The sequence below is a fragment of the Nonomuraea sp. NPDC001699 genome (assembly GCF_053596455.1).
The window spans coordinates 722286-738817 of the sequence record NZ_JBSFGF010000001.1; the positions used below are offsets into that span (position 1 = coordinate 722286).

General features: G+C 72.1%; 13 protein-coding genes. 4 read left to right on the plus strand and 9 right to left on the minus strand.

The genetic code is table 11. From position 1 onward, the window contains the following. Positions 1 to 4: 4 nt before the first annotated feature. The 5 genes from efeU to ACWCSU_RS03500 form a co-directional block, all read right to left on the minus strand. Complete coding sequence (efeU, locus tag ACWCSU_RS03480) at positions 5 to 838, minus strand: iron uptake transporter permease EfeU (RefSeq protein WP_449933300.1); 834 nt, start codon at positions 836 to 838, stop codon at positions 5 to 7. A gap of 123 nt (positions 839 to 961) precedes the next feature. Further along, positions 962 to 2329, minus strand: a complete 1368-nt coding sequence (locus tag ACWCSU_RS03485; protein WP_357695412.1) for a glycoside hydrolase family 5 protein — start codon at positions 2327 to 2329, stop codon at positions 962 to 964. Between the two features lie 2 nt (positions 2330 to 2331). Then, the gene (locus tag ACWCSU_RS03490) at positions 2332 to 3177 is read right to left on the minus strand and encodes a carbohydrate ABC transporter permease (protein WP_357694863.1); all 846 of its coding nucleotides are present in this window, start codon (positions 3175 to 3177) and stop codon (positions 2332 to 2334) included. Then, positions 3174 to 4133 (minus strand): carbohydrate ABC transporter permease, encoded by a 960-nt coding sequence (locus tag ACWCSU_RS03495; RefSeq protein WP_449933303.1) that lies wholly within the window; start codon positions 4131 to 4133, stop codon positions 3174 to 3176. Before ACWCSU_RS03495 ends, ACWCSU_RS03490 begins: the two co-directional genes overlap by 4 nt. Next, positions 4130 to 5422: an extracellular solute-binding protein gene (locus tag ACWCSU_RS03500; RefSeq protein WP_449933305.1), complete on the minus strand. Its 1293-nt coding sequence runs from the start codon at positions 5420 to 5422 to the stop codon at positions 4130 to 4132. The genes ACWCSU_RS03495 and ACWCSU_RS03500 overlap by 4 nt, the downstream gene beginning before the upstream one ends. 152 nt (positions 5423 to 5574) lie before the next feature. On the opposite strand from ACWCSU_RS03500, the gene ACWCSU_RS03505 reads away from it, so the two are divergent. Continuing rightward, positions 5575 to 6585 (plus strand): LacI family DNA-binding transcriptional regulator, encoded by a 1011-nt coding sequence (locus ACWCSU_RS03505; RefSeq protein WP_357694869.1) that lies wholly within the window; start codon positions 5575 to 5577, stop codon positions 6583 to 6585. 329 nt (positions 6586 to 6914) lie between these two features. Here ACWCSU_RS03505 and ACWCSU_RS03510 read toward each other — a convergent pair whose 3' ends face one another. Further along, entirely contained in the window at positions 6915 to 8291 is a 1377-nt protein-coding gene (locus tag ACWCSU_RS03510; RefSeq protein ID WP_449933307.1) for an FAD-binding oxidoreductase, read from the minus strand. 47 nt (positions 8292 to 8338) lie between these two features. Here ACWCSU_RS03510 and ACWCSU_RS03515 point away from each other — a divergent pair, with 47 nt between their 5' ends. After that, a complete protein-coding gene (locus ACWCSU_RS03515; RefSeq protein WP_357694879.1) occupies positions 8339 to 8692 on the plus strand; it encodes a nucleotide pyrophosphohydrolase in 354 nt (117 codons plus the stop codon). A 74-nt stretch (positions 8693 to 8766) separates the two neighbouring features. Here the strand turns inward: ACWCSU_RS03515 and ACWCSU_RS03520 are convergent, their stop codons facing one another. Then, entirely contained in the window at positions 8767 to 10245 is a 1479-nt protein-coding gene (locus ACWCSU_RS03520; protein ID WP_449933309.1) for an MFS transporter, read from the minus strand. A gap of 109 nt (positions 10246 to 10354) precedes the next feature. Between ACWCSU_RS03520 and ACWCSU_RS03525 the strand changes: the two genes are divergently transcribed. Beyond that, positions 10355 to 13480, plus strand: coding sequence for a BTAD domain-containing putative transcriptional regulator (locus ACWCSU_RS03525; RefSeq protein ID WP_449933311.1), 3126 nt, complete (start codon positions 10355 to 10357; stop codon positions 13478 to 13480). A 3-nt stretch (positions 13481 to 13483) separates the two neighbouring features. Here ACWCSU_RS03525 and ACWCSU_RS03530 read toward each other — a convergent pair whose 3' ends face one another. Both ACWCSU_RS03530 and ACWCSU_RS03535 read right to left on the minus strand, forming a co-directional pair. Next, the gene (locus tag ACWCSU_RS03530; protein WP_357694885.1) at positions 13484 to 13936 is read right to left on the minus strand and encodes an SRPBCC family protein; all 453 of its coding nucleotides are present in this window, start codon (positions 13934 to 13936) and stop codon (positions 13484 to 13486) included. A 37-nt stretch (positions 13937 to 13973) separates the two neighbouring features. After that, entirely contained in the window at positions 13974 to 15149 is a 1176-nt protein-coding gene (locus ACWCSU_RS03535; RefSeq protein ID WP_357694887.1) for an MFS transporter, read from the minus strand. Positions 15150 to 15295: 146 nt separating this feature from the next. Between ACWCSU_RS03535 and ACWCSU_RS03540 the strand changes: the two genes are divergently transcribed. Then, the gene (locus tag ACWCSU_RS03540) at positions 15296 to 16510 is read left to right on the plus strand and encodes an amidohydrolase family protein (RefSeq protein WP_449933314.1); all 1215 of its coding nucleotides are present in this window, start codon (positions 15296 to 15298) and stop codon (positions 16508 to 16510) included. The last annotated feature ends 22 nt before the right edge of the window (positions 16511 to 16532 follow it).

Genomic DNA, 16532 nt, shown 5'->3' on the forward strand with positions numbered 1-16532 from the left:
CTGTTCAGGCCGCGGGTGCGGTGGCGGCGGGAGTGGTCTTCACCCGCTGGGGCAGCAGGAAGAAAAGGAGAGTGGGCACGAGGTAGACGATCCAGGCCACGGCCTCGACGACGCTCGGCTGGGGCGTGATGTTGAGCATGCCGGAAAGCAGTGCGCCGTACCAGGAATCGGCGGGCAGCGCGGCGCTGATGTCGAAGGCGTACGTGCTCAGCCCCGGCAGGATGTTGGCCTCCTGGAGGTCGTGCATGCCGTACTTGAAGATGCCGGCGGCGACCAGGATCAGCAGCAGGCCGGTCCAGGTGAAGAACTTGGTGAGGTTGATCTTCAACGCGCTCTTGTACAGCCCCCAGCCGATGACCACGGACGTGAGCAGGCCGAGCGCGATGCCGATCAGCGGCTCGGCGGTGGCGGTCGCGCCCCGGACGGCGGCGAAGAACAGCAGCGCCGTCTCCAGCCCCTCGCGGGCCACGGCCAGGAAGGCCATCACGACCACCGCGAGCGAGCCCATCTGGAGCGCGTCGGTGAGCTTGCCCCGCAGCTCACCGGAGAGCGCGCGGGCGGTGCGCCGCATCCAGAAGATCATCCAGGTGACGAACACGACGGCGAGCAGCGAGGTGATCGCGTCGAACAGCTCCTGCCCGGTGTGCCCGAGGTTGGCGGCGGTGAAGGTCAGCAGTGCGCCGAAGCCGACGGACAGGGCGATCGCCGCGGCGACTCCCGTCCAGACCTGGGGAAGTTTGTCCTTCCTGTCGCTCTTGACGAGGAAGGCGATGAGGACGGAGACGACGAGAGTCGCCTCCAGTCCCTCGCGCAGTCCGATGAGGTAGCTGGCGAACACCGTCACTCCCGCTCGCTGAGGAAAGGCTTACCTAAATTAGGGCAGCCGAAGCATACCTAGCGCAAGCAGTGATGGCGATAGTTTGCCCGGTGGTGTGACGCACCCGACTGTATGAGCGGTTTGTCACCCCATGAGATTGCCGGCCAGCAGGTCGAGCAGCGGCTCGCGCCGGACGCACCGCTCCAGCGCGAACGAGTCGGCCAGGGCGAGCAGCTCGTCGTCGCCGAGCCCCCTGAACAGCTCGGCGTACTCGGGCAGCAGGGCCTGGGCGAAGAGGATGTGCCTGATCAGGTCGTCGGTCTGGTAGCGGGCGCCCCACGGGTAGGGCTCCCAGCCCGGGAACTCGGTCTCGACCAGCCGGTGTAGCGGGCCGAGCACGTCGGCGCACTCCTCCATGGTCGAGCCCCACCGGTCCGCGCCGAGCCGCCGCTTCTTGGCGATGAACGCGCCGAACCGGTCCAGGTACGCCCCCGACGCGTGCACCAGCCCCTGGAGGCCCACGTCCTTGTACGTCCACAGCGACCAGCCCGCGTCATGGGCGTCGTAGATGTCGAGCTGGTCGCGCAGGACCTGGTAGCGCTGCGCGTCCCGCTCCGGGTCGCCGGTGTAGACCGGGCCGAACTCGCCCACCCACAACGGCGTGCCGGTCTCGCGCTGGAACTGCGACCGCCGGGCGAAGGTCTCCTCCAGCTGGCCCCGGTCACACCACTCGCCCCTGGTGAGCCCCGGATACGGACCGCCATGGGCGAACCCGGCCAGGGCGTAGTCATGCATGACGAACACCGTGTTCTCGTACATCTCCCGGAACATCGAGAAATCGGTGGCGTACGTGTTGCCGTCCAGGAACAGGACGTGGTCCGGGTCCGCGGCCCGTACGGCCTTGACCAGCCGGTCGTAGAACGGGCCGACCACCTTGCCCGAGACGTCGCCCGGCTCGTTCACCATGTTGTACCCGGCCACCCAGGGATGCCCCCGGTAGTGGTCGGCCAGCGCCTCCCACAGGTGCACGGCCCGGTCCTGGAAGTGGCGGTGCTGCCAGAACGCCGCCACGTGCGTCGGGTTGTCGCTGTGCCAGTGCTGGTTCTGGGAGCCGGGCAGGGCGTGCAGGTCGATGACGCTGTAGATGCCGCGCTCGCCCAGCAGGCCGATCACCCGGTCGAGGTGCCGGAAGCCCCTCGGGTCGATCTCCATGGGACGGGCGTCGGACTCCCAGTGGCGGTAGTTGACCGGGATGCGCACGCAGTTCATGCCCAGCTCGGCCAGCAGGCCGGCGTCGCCGCCGGTGAAGAACGAGGTGAGCAGCCGGTCGAAGAAGAGCTCGGCCCGCTCCTCGCCCAGCACGCCGCTCACGGCCGCGCGCATCGAGGTCTCGTTCGCGGGGTGGCCGGTGATGAAGTTCTCCATGTTCATCCAGCCCCCGAGACCCACCCCCCTGAGCCGTACCTGGGTGCCTTCGGGGGTGAGGAGCCGGCTTCCGGAGACGTGGAGCATGTTCACCCTTTCGTCGCACCTGCGGTGAGCCCACCGACCAGGTGACGTTCAGCGATGGCGTAGAACCCGAGCGCCGGCAGCATGGCCAGGATCAGGTAGGCGAGGATGCGTGCGGTGTCGGCGGCGTACTGGCCCTGGAACTGCTGGATGCCGAGCGGCAGCGTCCAGCTCGTCTCGTCGCTGAAGACCACCAGGGGCAGCATGAAGTTGTTCCAGCTGCCCACGACGGCCAGCACGGAGACCGTCGCCATGGCCGGGCGGGCCATCGGCAGCAGGATCCGCCAGAAGAACCCGAACGGCGAGCAGCCGTCGATGATCGCGGCCTCCTCGACCTCACCCGGGATGCTCCGGAAGAAGCCCCGCAGGATGATGATCGTCAGCGGCAGCCCGAAGGCGGCCTGTGTCAGGATCACGCCGAGCGGGTCGTCCAGCAGCCCGAACGTGCGCAGCAGCACGAAGATCGGCAGGATGGCCACCGCGAACGGGAACATCAGCCCGGCGGTGAACAGCGTGAACAGCGCCTCCCTGCCCCGGAAGGCGAACCTGGCGAAGACGAACGCGGCCAGCGCCGACAGCCCGACCATCACCACGGTCGTGGCGACCGCGATGAACGTGCTGTTCCACACCTGCCGCCAGAACGACCCCGAGCCGAGCACGTCGGTGTAGTTCGAGGTCACCCAGGGATCGGGCAGGCCGAAGGGGTTGCCGGAGAGCTGGCTGTTGCTCTTGAACCCGCCGAGCAGCGCGTACACGATCGGCACCAGGATGAACGCGCCGACGATCCAGGCGATCACGTGCAGGGGCAGGGTGGGACGGCGCCGCCGCGCGGGCGGCCTTCCGTGGTTCATCGTCGGCCTCCCATGGACGTGGTCGCGCCCTCCAGGTCCCGGCGCATCACCGCGCGCTGGTAGACGAGGGCGAAGACGAGGCTGAGCACGAACATCACGACGCTGATCGCGTTGGCGTAACCCACCTGGGAGCGCTTGAAGCCGAACTCCATCATGGTGACGGCCATCGTCTCCGAGGAGTGCGACGGGCCGCCGCCGGTGAGGATCCAGACCAGGTCGAACAGCTGGATGGTGTAGATGACCGACAGGAACACGCTGATCCTGATCGTCGGCCCGAGCAGCGGCAGCGTGACGTGCCGGAACGTCTCCCAGGGCGTCGCGCCGTCGATCTGCGCGGCCTCGATCAGCTCGTTCGGGATGCCCTGCCGTCCGGCCAGGTAGATCATCATGTGGAACCCGAAGTACTTCCAGGTCATGACCAGGAAGAGGGCGGGCATCACGGTGTCCGGGTCGGCCAGGAACTCCGACTCCAGCCCGAACACCGCCAGGAACTGGTTCGCCATCCCGCCGTCCGGGGCGAGGATCAGCGAGAACAGCACGCCCGTGATCACCTCGGACAGCACGTACGGCGCGAAGAACACCAGCCGGTAGACCGCCCGCCCGCGGATGCGCTGGTTCAGCAGCATCGCGACGGCCAGCGAGAACGGAAGCTGGATCACCACCGAGAACAGGACCAGGACCGCCAGGTGCGCCAGGTCGGTGGCGAAGATGTCGGAGGAGAAGAGCCTGGTGAAGTTGTCCAGCCCGACGAAGTCGGTGGGCAGCCCGCCGAATCCGTTCCACTTGAACGCGCTGGCGTAGCCGGCCACCAGGATCGGGGCCACCACCAGCAGCAGGAAGAGCACCAGCGCGGGCAGTAGGAACAGGGCGATCGTGACCGCCCGCCCGCGCCCCCGCCCCGCCGGGGCGGGGGCCGGAAGCGTGACCGCCTCCGGCCCTCGGGTCAGGGTCGTCATTCGCTCTTGGCCACTTCGCTGATGTCCTGGCCGATCTGTTCCGGCGTCTTGGTCCCGGCGATCAGCTCGGCCACGCTGTCGTTGACCTGCTGGCCGACCGCCGGCGGGTAGGCCTGGTCCAGGTAGAGCTGGTAGCCGGAGGCCCCGGCCAGCAGGGTCGCGACCTGCTTGAGGTTGGCGTCCTTGACCGCGTTCTCCTCGCCCTTGAGCGCCGGCAGCACGCCGCCGGCCGCCACGGCCTTGGTGTGCTGGTCCATCTGCGTCATGAACTTCACGAACTCCACGGCCTCCGGGGGCGCGTCCGCGCCCACCGACAGGCCGTTGCCGCCGCCGAAGGCGTCGCCGATCGCGCCCTTGCCGCCCTCGACCGCGGGGAAGGGGAAGAAGCCCAGGTCGTCGCCGAGGCCCTTGCCCGCGTCCTTCTGGACGGCGGGCGCCCACTGGCCCATGAGCTCGATGGCGGCCTTGCCGTTGGAGATCGTGGCCGCCTGTCCGTCGGGGGTGCCGTACCCCGCGCCGAGGAAGCCCTTCTGGAACGGCTGGAGGTCGGCCAGCGCCTTGACCTGCTGCCCGGCGGCCACGAAGTCGGGCTTGCTGAAGTCGTGGTCCACGCCTGCCTGCTGGAGCGCGGGCAGGCCGGCGATGCGCATGGCGAGGTAGGCCCAGTAGTAGTGGCCCGGCCACTTCTCCTTGCCCGCCAGCGCGATCGGGGTGACGCCGGACGCCTTCAGCTTCTTGACGTCGCCGAGGAACTCCGTCCAGGTGGCGGGCGGGGCCGAGATGCCCGCCTTGGCGAAAAGCTTCTTGTTGTACCAGAAGCCGACCAGCCCGATGTCCGTGGGCAGCCCGTACGTCTTCCCGTCGAACTGGTACGCGCTCAGCGCCGCCGGGGTGAACGTGTCCAGCACGGGGGCGACGTCGCCGGAGACGTCCTTGACCAGGCCGGCGTCGATCTGCTGCTTGAGCACGCCGCCGCCCCAGGTGACGAAGACGTCCGGGGCCTTGCCGGACTGGGTGATCGTGGTGAGCTTGGCCTTGTAGGCGTCGTTCTCCAGCACCGTCGCCTTGATGGTGACGTTCGGGTGCGCGGCCTCGAAGTCCTTGGCCCGCTGCGCCCACAGGGACTTCAGCGGCTCGGAGGTGGACAGGTGCCACCATTCCAGCGTCACCTTGGCGGGCTTCTGGCCCTGCTGCGAGCTGCCGGGCTGCGCGCCACTGCCGTCATTCCCGCCGCTGCCGCATCCGGCGACGAGTACGGCGGTGGCCATGAGGATCAGACCGCGTTTCATCCAGGGGTCCCTTCATCGGGCACGAGCGGTATGAAAGTTTCGTATATCCCCCGATAATTTCGTTGGTCGGAGCATAGGTATGTGCTGCCCAGGGCGTCAATAGCTGTCGTGGGAGCGATCCCAGTCCGAAACTTTCGGATACACTCCCGAACGTGTCAGCTAAGAGGCGCGTGACGATCGCACTGATCGCAGAAGAGGCCGGAGTCTCCATCCCGACGGTCTCCAAGGTCATCAACGGCCGGCCCGAGGTGGCGCCGGCGACCCGTCACAAGGTCGAACGGCTGCTCCAGGAGCACGGCTACCAGCGGCGCGTCAGCCAGGACGACAGCCCCGCCGGCCTGGTCGACCTGGTGTTCGCCGAGATCGAGTCGCCGTGGGCCATGGAGATCGTGCGCGGCGCGGAGAGCGCGGCCCACGAGGCCGGGGCCAGCGTCGTCATCTCGGTGCTGCACACCCACGCCGGCCCCGGACGCGACTGGCTCGAACGGCTGGCCGCCCGCCGTACCGACGGCGTGGTGATCGTCGCCTCCCGCCTGTCCACCGGCGTGCAGGCCCAGCTCAGCGCGCGGTCGCTGCCGTTCGTCGTGGTCGACCCCGAGGGCGAGCCGGCGCCCGGCGTCGTCTCGGTCGGCGCCACCAACTGGAACGGCGGCCTCGCCGCCACCCGCCACCTGCTCGAACTCGGCCACCGCCGCATCGGCATGATCAGCGGCCCCGCCGACATGCTCTGCAGCCAGGCCCGCGTGGACGGTTACCGGGCCGCCCTGGAGACGGCCGGCGTGCCGCTCGCCCCCGAGCTCATCCGGCGCGGCACCTTCCTCGTCGACTCCGGCCACGACCAGGGCCACGCGCTCCTGTCGCTGGACGAACCGCCCACGGCCATCTTCGCCGGCTGCGACCTGATGGCGTTCGGCGTGTTCGAGGCCGCCCGGCAGCGGGGGCTGCGCGTGCCCGAGGACCTGAGCGTCGTGGGGTTCGACGACCTGCCGCTGTCGAAGTCGGCCTGGCCGCCGCTGACGACGGTACGGCAGCCCTTGCAGGAGATGGCGGCGCTGGCCACCCGTACGGTGCTGGGCATGGGGAAGGGCGAGGTGCCGGAGACCAAGCGGGTGGAACTGGCCACGGAGTTGATCGTCCGGGAGAGCACGGCCGCTGTGGAATGACGGGAGCGGTAACCCCGGCCTGAACGGTCTTCGCCCTTCGGGCTCAGGCGTCCTTCCTTCGGTGCCTCCGGCGCACCCCCCCGCGCCTGCGGCGCCCTGGCTCCACCCCTGCGCGACGGCCGGCCCTCTACGCCCGCCTTTCCTGCCCAACCCCGCCCGCCAAATGACCTCGCGGGGCGTCGACGCCTGGCATCCAACAGCCCATGCGAGGCCCGGACGTCAGCACCCGGCTACATCTGAGGCAGCCCGTAACCCCGGTCGGCCGATCCCAGGCCGTAATGCCTTTCGGAGAACCGGCAAGCTCCCATTTCGAGTTCTTGGCGTCGCGGTCACAGGAACAGGTTGTGGGGGTCGTGGGTGGTCTTGAGGGAGGTGAGCCTGTTCCAGGTGGCTGGGGTGTACGCCTCGGCGGCCAAGGCCGGGGCTTCCGGGCCGGCCAGGAAGTTGCGGAAGCGGAGGCCCGTGCTGGACGGGTCGGCGAGGTCCAGGGGCGGTTTCGGGTTCGGGGCGGCGAAGACGTTCGGGGTGGTGAAGGTGTTCGGGGTGGTGAAGGCGGTCGTGGTGGCGGGTGCGATCGTGCTCAGGCTGTAGGCGGCCGTGCGGTGGTCGATCGCGTTCGGGACGTCCGGGGCGGCGGACAGGGCGCCGCCGAGCCGGCGGACCTCGACCATCGCGAAGCCCGGGTCGGCGTGGTCGAACAGGCCGGGGTCGAGGGTGTGCAGCATCAGGGAGAGCTCGTGATAGGCGGCGGGTTCCGTGGGGTCGTCGTGGACGGCGGCGATCTCGGTGCACGGGCGGTCCCTGACGGTGTCCTCGACCGGACGCAGAGCGCGAAGAGGGGCGATCAGGGTCTCGGGGGCCGGGTGCGAGGACGAGAGGGGCGAGAGGGCGGCGTGGGCCAGGCGGATGGCCACCAGGTGGGCGTGGGGCAGGCGGAGGAGGGCGATGGAGGTGTTCATCGTGTCGGGAAGGTCGCGGCTCCACTCCAGCCAGGCGGGCAGCAGCTCGGACGCGCGTTCGGCGGGAAAGCGCAGCATGCCGCCGTGGAAACGGGGGACGGCGGCCAGTTCCACTTCCATCGCGGTCACCACGCCGACGCCCGGCCGGCCGCCGCGCAGGGCCCAGAACAGGTCAGGGTTCTCGTACGGGCTCACCGTGCGCTGGGATCCGTCGGCCGTGACCAGGTCCAGCGACCTGACCCGGTCGGCGGCCCAGCCGAGCGTGCGGCCGAGCACGGGCAGGCCGCCGCCCAGCGTGTAGCCGATCGCGCCGACCAGAGGGGAGGAGCCGTTCGGCGGGGTGAGGCCGTGCTCGGCGGCGGCGTCGACGACCTGGCCCCAGCGCACTCCGGCCTCGACGCGGGCCGTGCGGGTGGCGGGGTCGACGGACAGGCCGGTCATCCGGCGGGTGTTGATGAGAAGGACGCCGTCCGTGGGGGTGGACAGGCCGTGGCCGGTCGCCTGGATCGCCACCCTGAGCCCTGCCGACCGCGCGTGGGCGATCGCCTTCCGGACGTCGGTCACGTCCCGTGCGCCGACGACCACGGCGGGGCGGGCGGGGGTGGCGACGGTGTTGAAGCGGGCGGTCTCGTCGTCGTATCCGGGGTCGCCGGGGATGAGTGCCGGTCCGCTGAGGTGGGAGATCATGGCGGCCAGTCGATCGCGGAAGCGGCGGGGGAACCAGATGGGGTTCGTCCGCACTGTCATCACCGGTGGTGATGAATCGGGGGGCGGGGCCAGTAGGGTCGGGTGGCGTGAGCGAGGAGCTGGAGGGGCTGGCCGTACGGCTGCGGGAGTTCGCGCGGGCCCGTGACTGGGAGAGGTTCCATACGCCGAAGAACCTGGCGATGGCGCTGGCGGGGGAGGCCGGGGAACTGGTCGCGGAGTTCCAGTGGCTGACCGCCGAGGAGTCCGCGAGCCCCGACGCCGACACACTCGCCCGCGTCCGTGCCGAGCTGGGCGACGTGACCCTGTACCTGGTCCGGCTGGCCGACGTCCTGGGGGTCGACCTGGTGGAGGCGGCGACGGCCAAGCTGGCGGACAACGAGCGCCGCTACGACGCGGCCGGCTACCGCGGCTCGGCCCGCAAGGCGCCGCCGTCCACCTGACCGGCGTACGGCCGGAACCCGCCGGAACCACGAAGGACCGCCGGCCGGGCCGGCGGTCCGAGGGGGAGGGGCGGTCAGGGTGTCGGGCGGTGGTCGCGGAGGGTGAGGAGGGCGAAGACGGCCAGCCCCGCGAAGACCACCGCGCTCACCGCCCCCACCGTGTTCAGCCCCGCCGTGAACGCCGCCCGCGCCAGGTCCAGCAGGTCGGGCAGGTCCTTGGCGGCGGTCACCGCCGCGCTGATGCTCTCCCGCACGGCCTCCACCGGCAGGTGCTCGGGGAGCCGGCCACGGTAGACGGCCGTGCCGAGGCTGCCGAGCGCGGCCACCCCCAGCGCCACCCCGAACTCGCCGCTCGTCTCGGTCAGGGACGCCGCAGACCCGGCCTTCTCGGCGGGCGCGGCCGTCATGATCACGCTGTTGCCCGCGCCCATCGGCAGCGCGATGCCCGCCGAGGCCAGGACCAGCCCGGTGACGACCAGCCCGGTCCCGCCGACGCTCGGGACCAGGGTGTGCAGGAACAGCCCGACGGCGCCCAGCGCCAGCCCGGCGGCCATCACGTACGCGGTGCCGATCCGGGCGGCGAGCCGCGGCGCGACCGTCAGGGCCACGATCATGGCCAGGTTCTGCGGCACCAGCCACAACCCGGCGCCCAGCGGCGACAGCGACTCCACGGTCTGCAGGTACTGGGTGGTCATGAGCGTGGTCCCGGCCATGACGATCCCGCCGAGCGACATGATCCCCAGCGTCGCCGCGAACGCGCGGTTGCCGAACAGCCGCAGGTCCAGCAGCGGGTTGGCGAGCTTGCGCTGCCGCCGGACGAACACCACGCCGAAGGCCGTCCCGGCGACGAGCGCGGCCACGGGCCCGGTCTGCCAGCCGCCGCGCGCGATCTCCTTGAGCCCGTAGACGGCCGGCAGGATGGTCGCCAGGGACAGGGCCACGCTGGCCAGGTCGAGGCGGCCGGCGTCCGGGTCGCGGTACTCGGGGAGCAGCAGCCGTCCGGCGACCAGCACCGCCGCCATGAACGGCACGCCCATCAGGAACGCCGACCCCCACCAGAAGTGCTCCAGCAGCAGCCCGCCCACCAGCGGGCCGACCGCCATGCCGAGCATGAAGCAGCCGTACCAGAGGCCGATCGCGGTCCCCATCTGCCGGCCGTCGGTGAACATCGTGCGGATCAGCGCCAGCGACGACGGCAGCAGCGTCGCCCCCGAGATGCCGAGCAGCGCCCTGGACACGATGAGCATCTCCGCGTTCACCGAGTACGCGGCGGCCACCGAGGCCGCGGCGAAGGCCACCGAGCCGATCAGCAGCAGCCTGCGCCGCCCGATCAGGTCGCCCAGCGTCCCCATGGTCACCAGGAAGCCGGCCAGCATGAACGAGTAGATGTCCAGGATCCACAACTGCTGCGGCGCGGAGGCCCCGAGACCGGCGCTCAGGTGCGGCAGCGCCAGGTAGAGCACGCTCAGGTCGATGGAGAGCAGCAGGGCCACCGAGGCCAGGACCGCGAGTCCGGTCCATTCACGCCGTCCCGCGAGGGTGCCGGTCTTCATGTCGTTTGCCCCTTCCATGGGCTTCACCGCTTTTCGATGGCTTCACGGTGCCGGAGGGCGCTTCAGGTGTGCTTCTCGCCGGCTTACGGCGGCACATAAGGTGACGGACATGCGTTTTGGGGTGCTGGGCTCGCTGGCCGTGTGGACCGACGCGGGGGAGCCCGTGACGATCCCCGGGCTCAAGGTACGGGCGCTGCTCGCCGACCTGCTCGTCCACGAGGGCCATCCGGTCTCGGCCGACCGGCTGGTCGACGACCTGTGGGGCGAGGAACCGCCGGGCAACCCGGCGGGCGCGCTCCAGGTGCGGGTCTCGCAGTTGCGTAAGGCGCTGGAGGACGCCGAGCCGGGCGGCAAGAACCTGGTGGTCTCGCGGGCGCCCGGCTACCTGCTGCGCACTGATCCGGGAGCGCTCGACGCGGCCCGCTTCGCCGACCTGCTGACCCGCGCCGAGGCCGCCGACAGCCCCCGGACCAGGGCGGGGCTGCTGGCCGACGCCCTGGCGCTGTGGCGGGGGGAGGCGTACGCGGACTTCGCCGACGAGGAGTACACCAGGTCGGCCATCGTCCGGCTGGAGGAGCAGCGGCTGACGGCGCTGGAGCAGCGCGCCGAGGCCCGGCTCGAACTGGGCGAGCACGGGCTGCTCGTGGGCGAGCTGGGCGACCTGGTGGCCCGGCATCCGCTGCGGGAACGGCTGCGCGCCGCCCACATGCGCGCCCTCTACCGGGCCGGACGTCAGAGCGACGCCCTGGCGGGCTTCGCCGAGCTGCGCGAGCGCCTGGCCGACGAACTGGGCCTCGACCCCGGCCCCGACCTGGTCGCGCTGCACCAGGCGATCCTGGGCCAGGACCCGGCGCTGAGCCTGCCCGCCGAGCGGCCCACGACGAACCTGCCCGCGTCCGTCAGCAGGCTCGTCGGCAGGGACGAGGCGCTGGCCGAGGTCTGCTCGCTGGTCACCGCCGAGCGGCTGGTCACGCTGACCGGCACCGGCGGCGTCGGCAAGACCAGGCTCGCTCTGGAGGCGGCGCACCGGCTGCTGGACGGGTTCGCCGACGGCGTCTGGCTGGTCGCGCTCGACCAGGCCACCCACTCGCCCGCCGAGGCGATCATGGCGGCGCTGGACATCCGCGAGGACCCGTCGGGCGGCGACGTCCACGAGCGGCTGGCCGCGGCGCTGCGGCCGAGGCGCGTGCTGCTCGTGCTGGACAACTGCGAGCACGTGATCGAGCAGGTCGCCGAGCTGGCCGAGGTGCTGCTGGCCGCCGCGCCGCGGCTGACCGTGCTGGCCACCAGCCGGGAGCCGCTCGGCGTGGACGGCGAGGTGTTGTGGAGCGTCCCGCCGCTCGGCCTGCCTACGGGCACGGACCTGACCGAGATGGCCCGCTCGGACGCGGTCCGCCTGTTCGTCGCCAGGGCCGCCGCCTCCGCCCGCGGGTTCGCCCTGGAGGCGGGCAACGCGCAGGCGGTGGCCCAGCTCTGCCGGCGGCTCGACGGCATCCCGCTGGCCCTGGAGCTGGCCGCGACGCGGGTGCGGGCGCTCGGCGTCCAGGGCGTGGTGGACCGGCTGGACGACCGGTTCAGGCTGCTGGCGTCCGGACGGCGGGGCGCGCCCGCCCGGCAGCAGACGCTCACCGCCGTGATCGACTGGAGCTGGGACCTGCTGTCGGACGAGGAGCGGGTGGTGCTGCGCCGCCTGGCCGTGCACGCCGACGGCTGCACCCTGGAGTCGGCCGAGGCGGTGTGCGCCGAGCCGGGCCTCGACGTGCTGGACCTGCTGGCCCGGCTGGTCGACCGCTCGCTCGTGGTCGTCGCCGAGGGCACGACCGGGGTCAGGTACCGGCTGCTGGAGTCGGTGTCAGAGTACTGCGCAGGCCGTCTCGCCGACGCCGGTGAGCTGGCCGGCGTCCGCCGCGCGCACCTGCGCCACTACCTGGACCTGGCGATCGAGTCCGAACCCGGCCTGTACGGCGGCGAGCAGCGGGACCGCCTGCTGCGCCTGGACGCCGAGTCGGCCAACATGCGGGCCGCGCTCGACACCGCGCTCGCCGAGGGGGCCGCCGACGCCGCCGCGCGCCTGGTCAACGCGCTGGCCTGGTACTGGTTCCTGCGCGGCCGGCTGGCCGAGGGCAGGCGCTCGCTGGGCGCGGCGCTGGCCGTCGAAGGTCCGGACGGCCCGGCCCGGCAGCGGGCCGCGGCCTGGCACGCCGGGTTCGCGCTCATCCTGGGCGAGCAGGTCGCGTGGGAGCCGCTGATCGACCGGATCGCCGACCCGGGCGAGCGCGCGAGGGCCGAGCTGTTCGTCGGCATGGGCGTGCCCGACATGGTCACCGGCCAGGAGCTGACCGGACGGGCGCTGGCGACCTGCCGCGAGCTCGGCGACACGTGGGGCGTCGCGGTCGCGCTGGCCAGGCAGGCGCGGGACGCGTTCACCACGCGGGACACCGAGGCGCTGGAGCGCGACGCGGGGGAGAGCGCGCGGCTGTTCGGCGAGCTGGGCGACCGCTGGGGCATGTTGCAGGCCACCGAGTGGCTGGCGGGCGCGGCCGAGATGGCCGGCGACCACGAGCGGGCGCGCCGGCTGTTCGCCGAGGGGCTGGGCATGGCCGAGGAGCTCGGCCTGTGGCCCGAGGTGGCCGGGCGCATCGCCTGGCTGGGCTGGACGGCGCTGCACAGCGGCGCGTACGACCAGGCCATGGAGCTGTGCGGACGGGCGATGAAGCTGGCGCTCGGCCAGGGCTACAAGATGGGCGAGACGATGGCCGAGATGGGCCTGGCGTTCGCCGCGCGCCGCGCAGGGCTGCTCGACCTGGCCGAGTCGCACCTGCACCACCTGCTGGAGGGCCTGCCGCGCGACCCCGGCGTCGAGCCCCCGCTGCACCTGCCCGACCTGCTGGTAGAGCTGGGCCACGTCACCGAGCTGCGCGGCGACCTGGCCGCGGCCATGGAACTGCACCGGGAGGCGCTGGCCGCGGCGGTCAGGATCGGCGACCCGCGCACGGCGGCGGCGTGCGTCGCGGGCGCGGCGTCGGCGGCCGGGCCGACCGAGCCGGCGGCGGTGCTGCTGGGCCTGGCCGCCGCGATCCGCGAGCAGATCCAGACCCCGGCGACCGCCTCCGAACGCGAGGAGGACGAGCGCGTCACGGCCCGGGTCCGCGACGCGCTCGGTGAGCGGGCCTTCGCCGAGGCGTACGAGCGGGGCGGCACGTACAAGCTGGACGACGCCCTGGGGCTGTTCTGACGGTCAGCGCCCGACATGCTCGGCCAGGCGGTCGAAGAACTCGTCCCAGCCGGCCCTGGCCTGGTCGGCGTGGGCCTGGTCGGTGTTGACGCCGAACTGGTGGAAGCGCATCTCGGTGCCGCCGTCCCGGTCGAGCAGGTCGAGCGTCACCACGGAGGCGGGGCCGTCGCCGGGGTTGTCGGGGTCGCCGGTCGTGAACACCAGCCGCGCGGGCGCCTGCACCTCGCGGTAGGAGCCCTCCAGCGTGGCCTCGAACCCGTCCTCGCCGACGAGCGTCGCACGCCACCGGCCGCCGGGGCGGGCGTCCAGGGTGATCCGGCCGACCGGCGTGGTCAGCATGCGGGGGCCGAACCAGCGCGAGAAGCGCTCGGGCTCGGTCCAGGCGGCGTAGACGTCCTCGCGGGGGGCGTCGAAGGTGCGGACGATCTCGTACTGTGCGGTCTGCGTCGTTGTCATGTCTCCACGATGCGCGGGCGGCCTTACGGTCCTCTTCTCACGGCCTTACGGTGATCTGCCGCACCGGCCGTACGGACAGCAGAACCAGGCAGCCGGCGACCGCGACCAGCGCGGAGAAGGCCAGCACCTCGCGGGAGCCCACGAGGGCGGCCACCGGCCCGGCCAGCGCCTGCCCGATCGGGAGCGACATGGTCGAGCCGCCGATCTCGTACGCGCTGACCCGGTTCAGCGCCTCAGCCGGCACCAGCGTCTGCACGCTCGTCGCCCACATCACCGACCAGAACGCCCATCCGGCCCCGCCCAGCACGTGACAGGCCATGATCACGCCGAGCGGCACGCCGGCCGCGAAGCTCAGCGGCTCCAGCGCGAACAGGAACATGCCGACGCCGCCCGCCGCCAGCGGCCTGGCCGGCCTGATCCGCAGCGCCACCAGCCCGCCCACGATCGTGCCCGCCCCGCTCGCCGACATGACCAGCCCGTACGCGGTCTCCCCGAACGCGTCGGTCACGATCACCGAGCCCAGCGGGATCAGCGGCCCGAACAGGGTGATCCCGAAGACCACCCAGATCATGATGACGCTCCACATCCACGTCCGGGACCGGAACTCCCGCCACCCCTCCCGCAGCCGCACGAGCACCGGCTCCTCACCCGAGCCGGCCACCCGCACCCGCATGAGCAGCAGGCAGGCCGCGCTGACGGCGAACCCGGCCGAGTCGGCGGCGAACACCACGCCCACCCCGGCCAGCCCGACCAGCGCGCCGGCCAGGCCCGGCCCGAGCAACTGCATGATCGCCTCGGACATGCGCAGGGTGGCGTTGGCCCGCTGCACGTCGGACGCGATCCGCGAGATCGTGCCCGCGACGCCCGGCGTGTACATGGCGGCCGCCGCCCCTGCCGCCGCCGACAGCGCCAGGACCTGCCACAACTCCGGCCGGCCCAGCCCGAACAGGACCGCCATGCCGGCCTGCGTCGCCGTCCTGGTGAGGTCGGCGCCGACCATCATGCGGCGGGGGGTGAAACGGTCCATGAGCACGCCGCCGAACAGGATGAGCCCGGCCATCGGCACCATCCAGGCGGCCAGCGCCAGGCCGACGCCGGTCGCGCCGTAACCGGCGTCGTGCATGCCGAGCGCGGTGGCCACCGGCATCATCGCCGAGCCGAGCATCGACACCGTGCGGGCGGTGAAGAAGAGCACGAAGTCGCGCGTCCACATGGACGGCCATCATGCCCTAATAAGGAAACCTTCCTATCAGAAGGGTTCCGGCGCGGGCCCACACCGGACCCCTTCGCCCCGCACGCGAGCGCGGTCGGAGCGGCGTGGGGTGGGCGGCGTCCAGGGTGTGTGACAGGGTGGAGGACATGCGGATCATCCGTGCCGGCACGGTGCTCACCGGGCGTCCCGGAGAGGTCATCACGGACGGCGAGGTGCTGATCGACGGCTCGCGCATCCTGTCTGTGGGCCCCCGCGGCAGCGCGGGCGACGCCCCCGAGACGCTCGACCTGCCCGGCCACACCCTCCTACCCGGCCTGGTCGACGCGCACGTGCACCTCGGCTTCGACGGCACTGTCGACCCGGTGACCGGCCGCAGCGCCGTGAGCGACGGCCACCTGCTGCTGCGCATGGCCGAGAACGCCCGCAAGCTCGTCTCCGCCGGCGTCACCACCGCCCGCGACCTGGGCGGACGCGGCTTCCTCGACCTCACCCTGCGCGACGCGATCGAGGGCGGCCTCGCCGTCGGCCCGCACCTGATCGCCGCGACCCGGCCGATCACGGTCACCGGCGGCCACTGCTGGTACATGGGCGGCGAGGCCGACGACGAGCCGTCCGTCCGACGGGTGGCCAGGGAGAACCTGCGGGCCGGCGCCGACTGCCTCAAGGTGATGGCCTCGGGAGGCGAGATGTCGCCCGGCTCGGTGCCGAGCTGGCGGGCCCAGTACCCGGCCGCGCTGATCAGGGCCGCGGTGGAGGAGGCGGCGACGCGCGGCAGGACCGTCGCGGCCCACGCCCACGCCCCCGAGTCGATCCGGAACGCGCTGGAGGCCGGGGTCACCACGATCGAGCACTGCACGTTCCACACCCCGGCGGGCCCGGCCTACGACGCGCGGCTGGCCGACCGCATCGCCGAGAGCGGCACGTACGTGTGCCCCACCGTCCACGGGCAGTTCTGGAACCTGCGCGCGCTCGTCGGCGCCGAGCCGATGGACCGCTGGCTGGGCAACCTGGCCGCCATGCGCGAGGCCGGGATCAGGCTCGTCGCCGGCACCGACACCGGGTTCGCCATCGCCGGGCTCGACAAGCGCACCGACGACTACGTGTCGGGGCTGGAGGTCTTCGCCGAGGCCGGGTTCGGCAACGCCGAGATCATCGAGCTGGCCACCGTACGCGCCGCCGACGCGTGCGGGGCCGGGGCCGAGACCGGCAGCCTGGAGGCCGGCAAGCGCGCCGACGTCATCGCGGTCCGCGGCAACCCGCTCGACCGGCTGGCCGACCTGCGCGCGCTCGAACTCGTCCTGGTGTCGGGGCGTTCGGTCTCCCAGAAGCACGTGGACACCGTGACCCCGTCGGTCGGCTGAGTCGGTCGGCTGAACCGAAGGA

Coding starts and splice junctions, on each gene's coding strand:
- ACWCSU_RS03540 (WP_449933314.1), top strand. CDS start 15,296: ATGCGGATCATCCGTGCCGGCACGGTGCTCACCGGGCGTCCCGGAGAG.
- ACWCSU_RS03495 (WP_449933303.1), bottom strand. CDS start 4,133: ATGACGACCCTGACCCGAGGGCCGGAGGCGGTCACGCTTCCGGCCCCC.
- ACWCSU_RS03485 (WP_357695412.1), bottom strand. CDS start 2,329: ATGCTCCACGTCTCCGGAAGCCGGCTCCTCACCCCCGAAGGCACCCAG.
- ACWCSU_RS03500 (WP_449933305.1), bottom strand. CDS start 5,422: ATGAAACGCGGTCTGATCCTCATGGCCACCGCCGTACTCGTCGCCGGA.
- ACWCSU_RS03530 (WP_357694885.1), bottom strand. CDS start 13,936: ATGACAACGACGCAGACCGCACAGTACGAGATCGTCCGCACCTTCGAC.
- ACWCSU_RS03535 (WP_357694887.1), bottom strand. CDS start 15,149: ATGTGGACGCGCGACTTCGTGCTCTTCTTCACCGCCCGCACGGTGTCG.
- ACWCSU_RS03520 (WP_449933309.1), bottom strand. CDS start 10,245: ATGAAGACCGGCACCCTCGCGGGACGGCGTGAATGGACCGGACTCGCG.
- ACWCSU_RS03510 (WP_449933307.1), bottom strand. CDS start 8,291: ATGACAGTGCGGACGAACCCCATCTGGTTCCCCCGCCGCTTCCGCGAT.
- ACWCSU_RS03490 (WP_357694863.1), bottom strand. CDS start 3,177: ATGAACCACGGAAGGCCGCCCGCGCGGCGGCGCCGTCCCACCCTGCCC.
- ACWCSU_RS03525 (WP_449933311.1), top strand. CDS start 10,355: ATGCGTTTTGGGGTGCTGGGCTCGCTGGCCGTGTGGACCGACGCGGGG.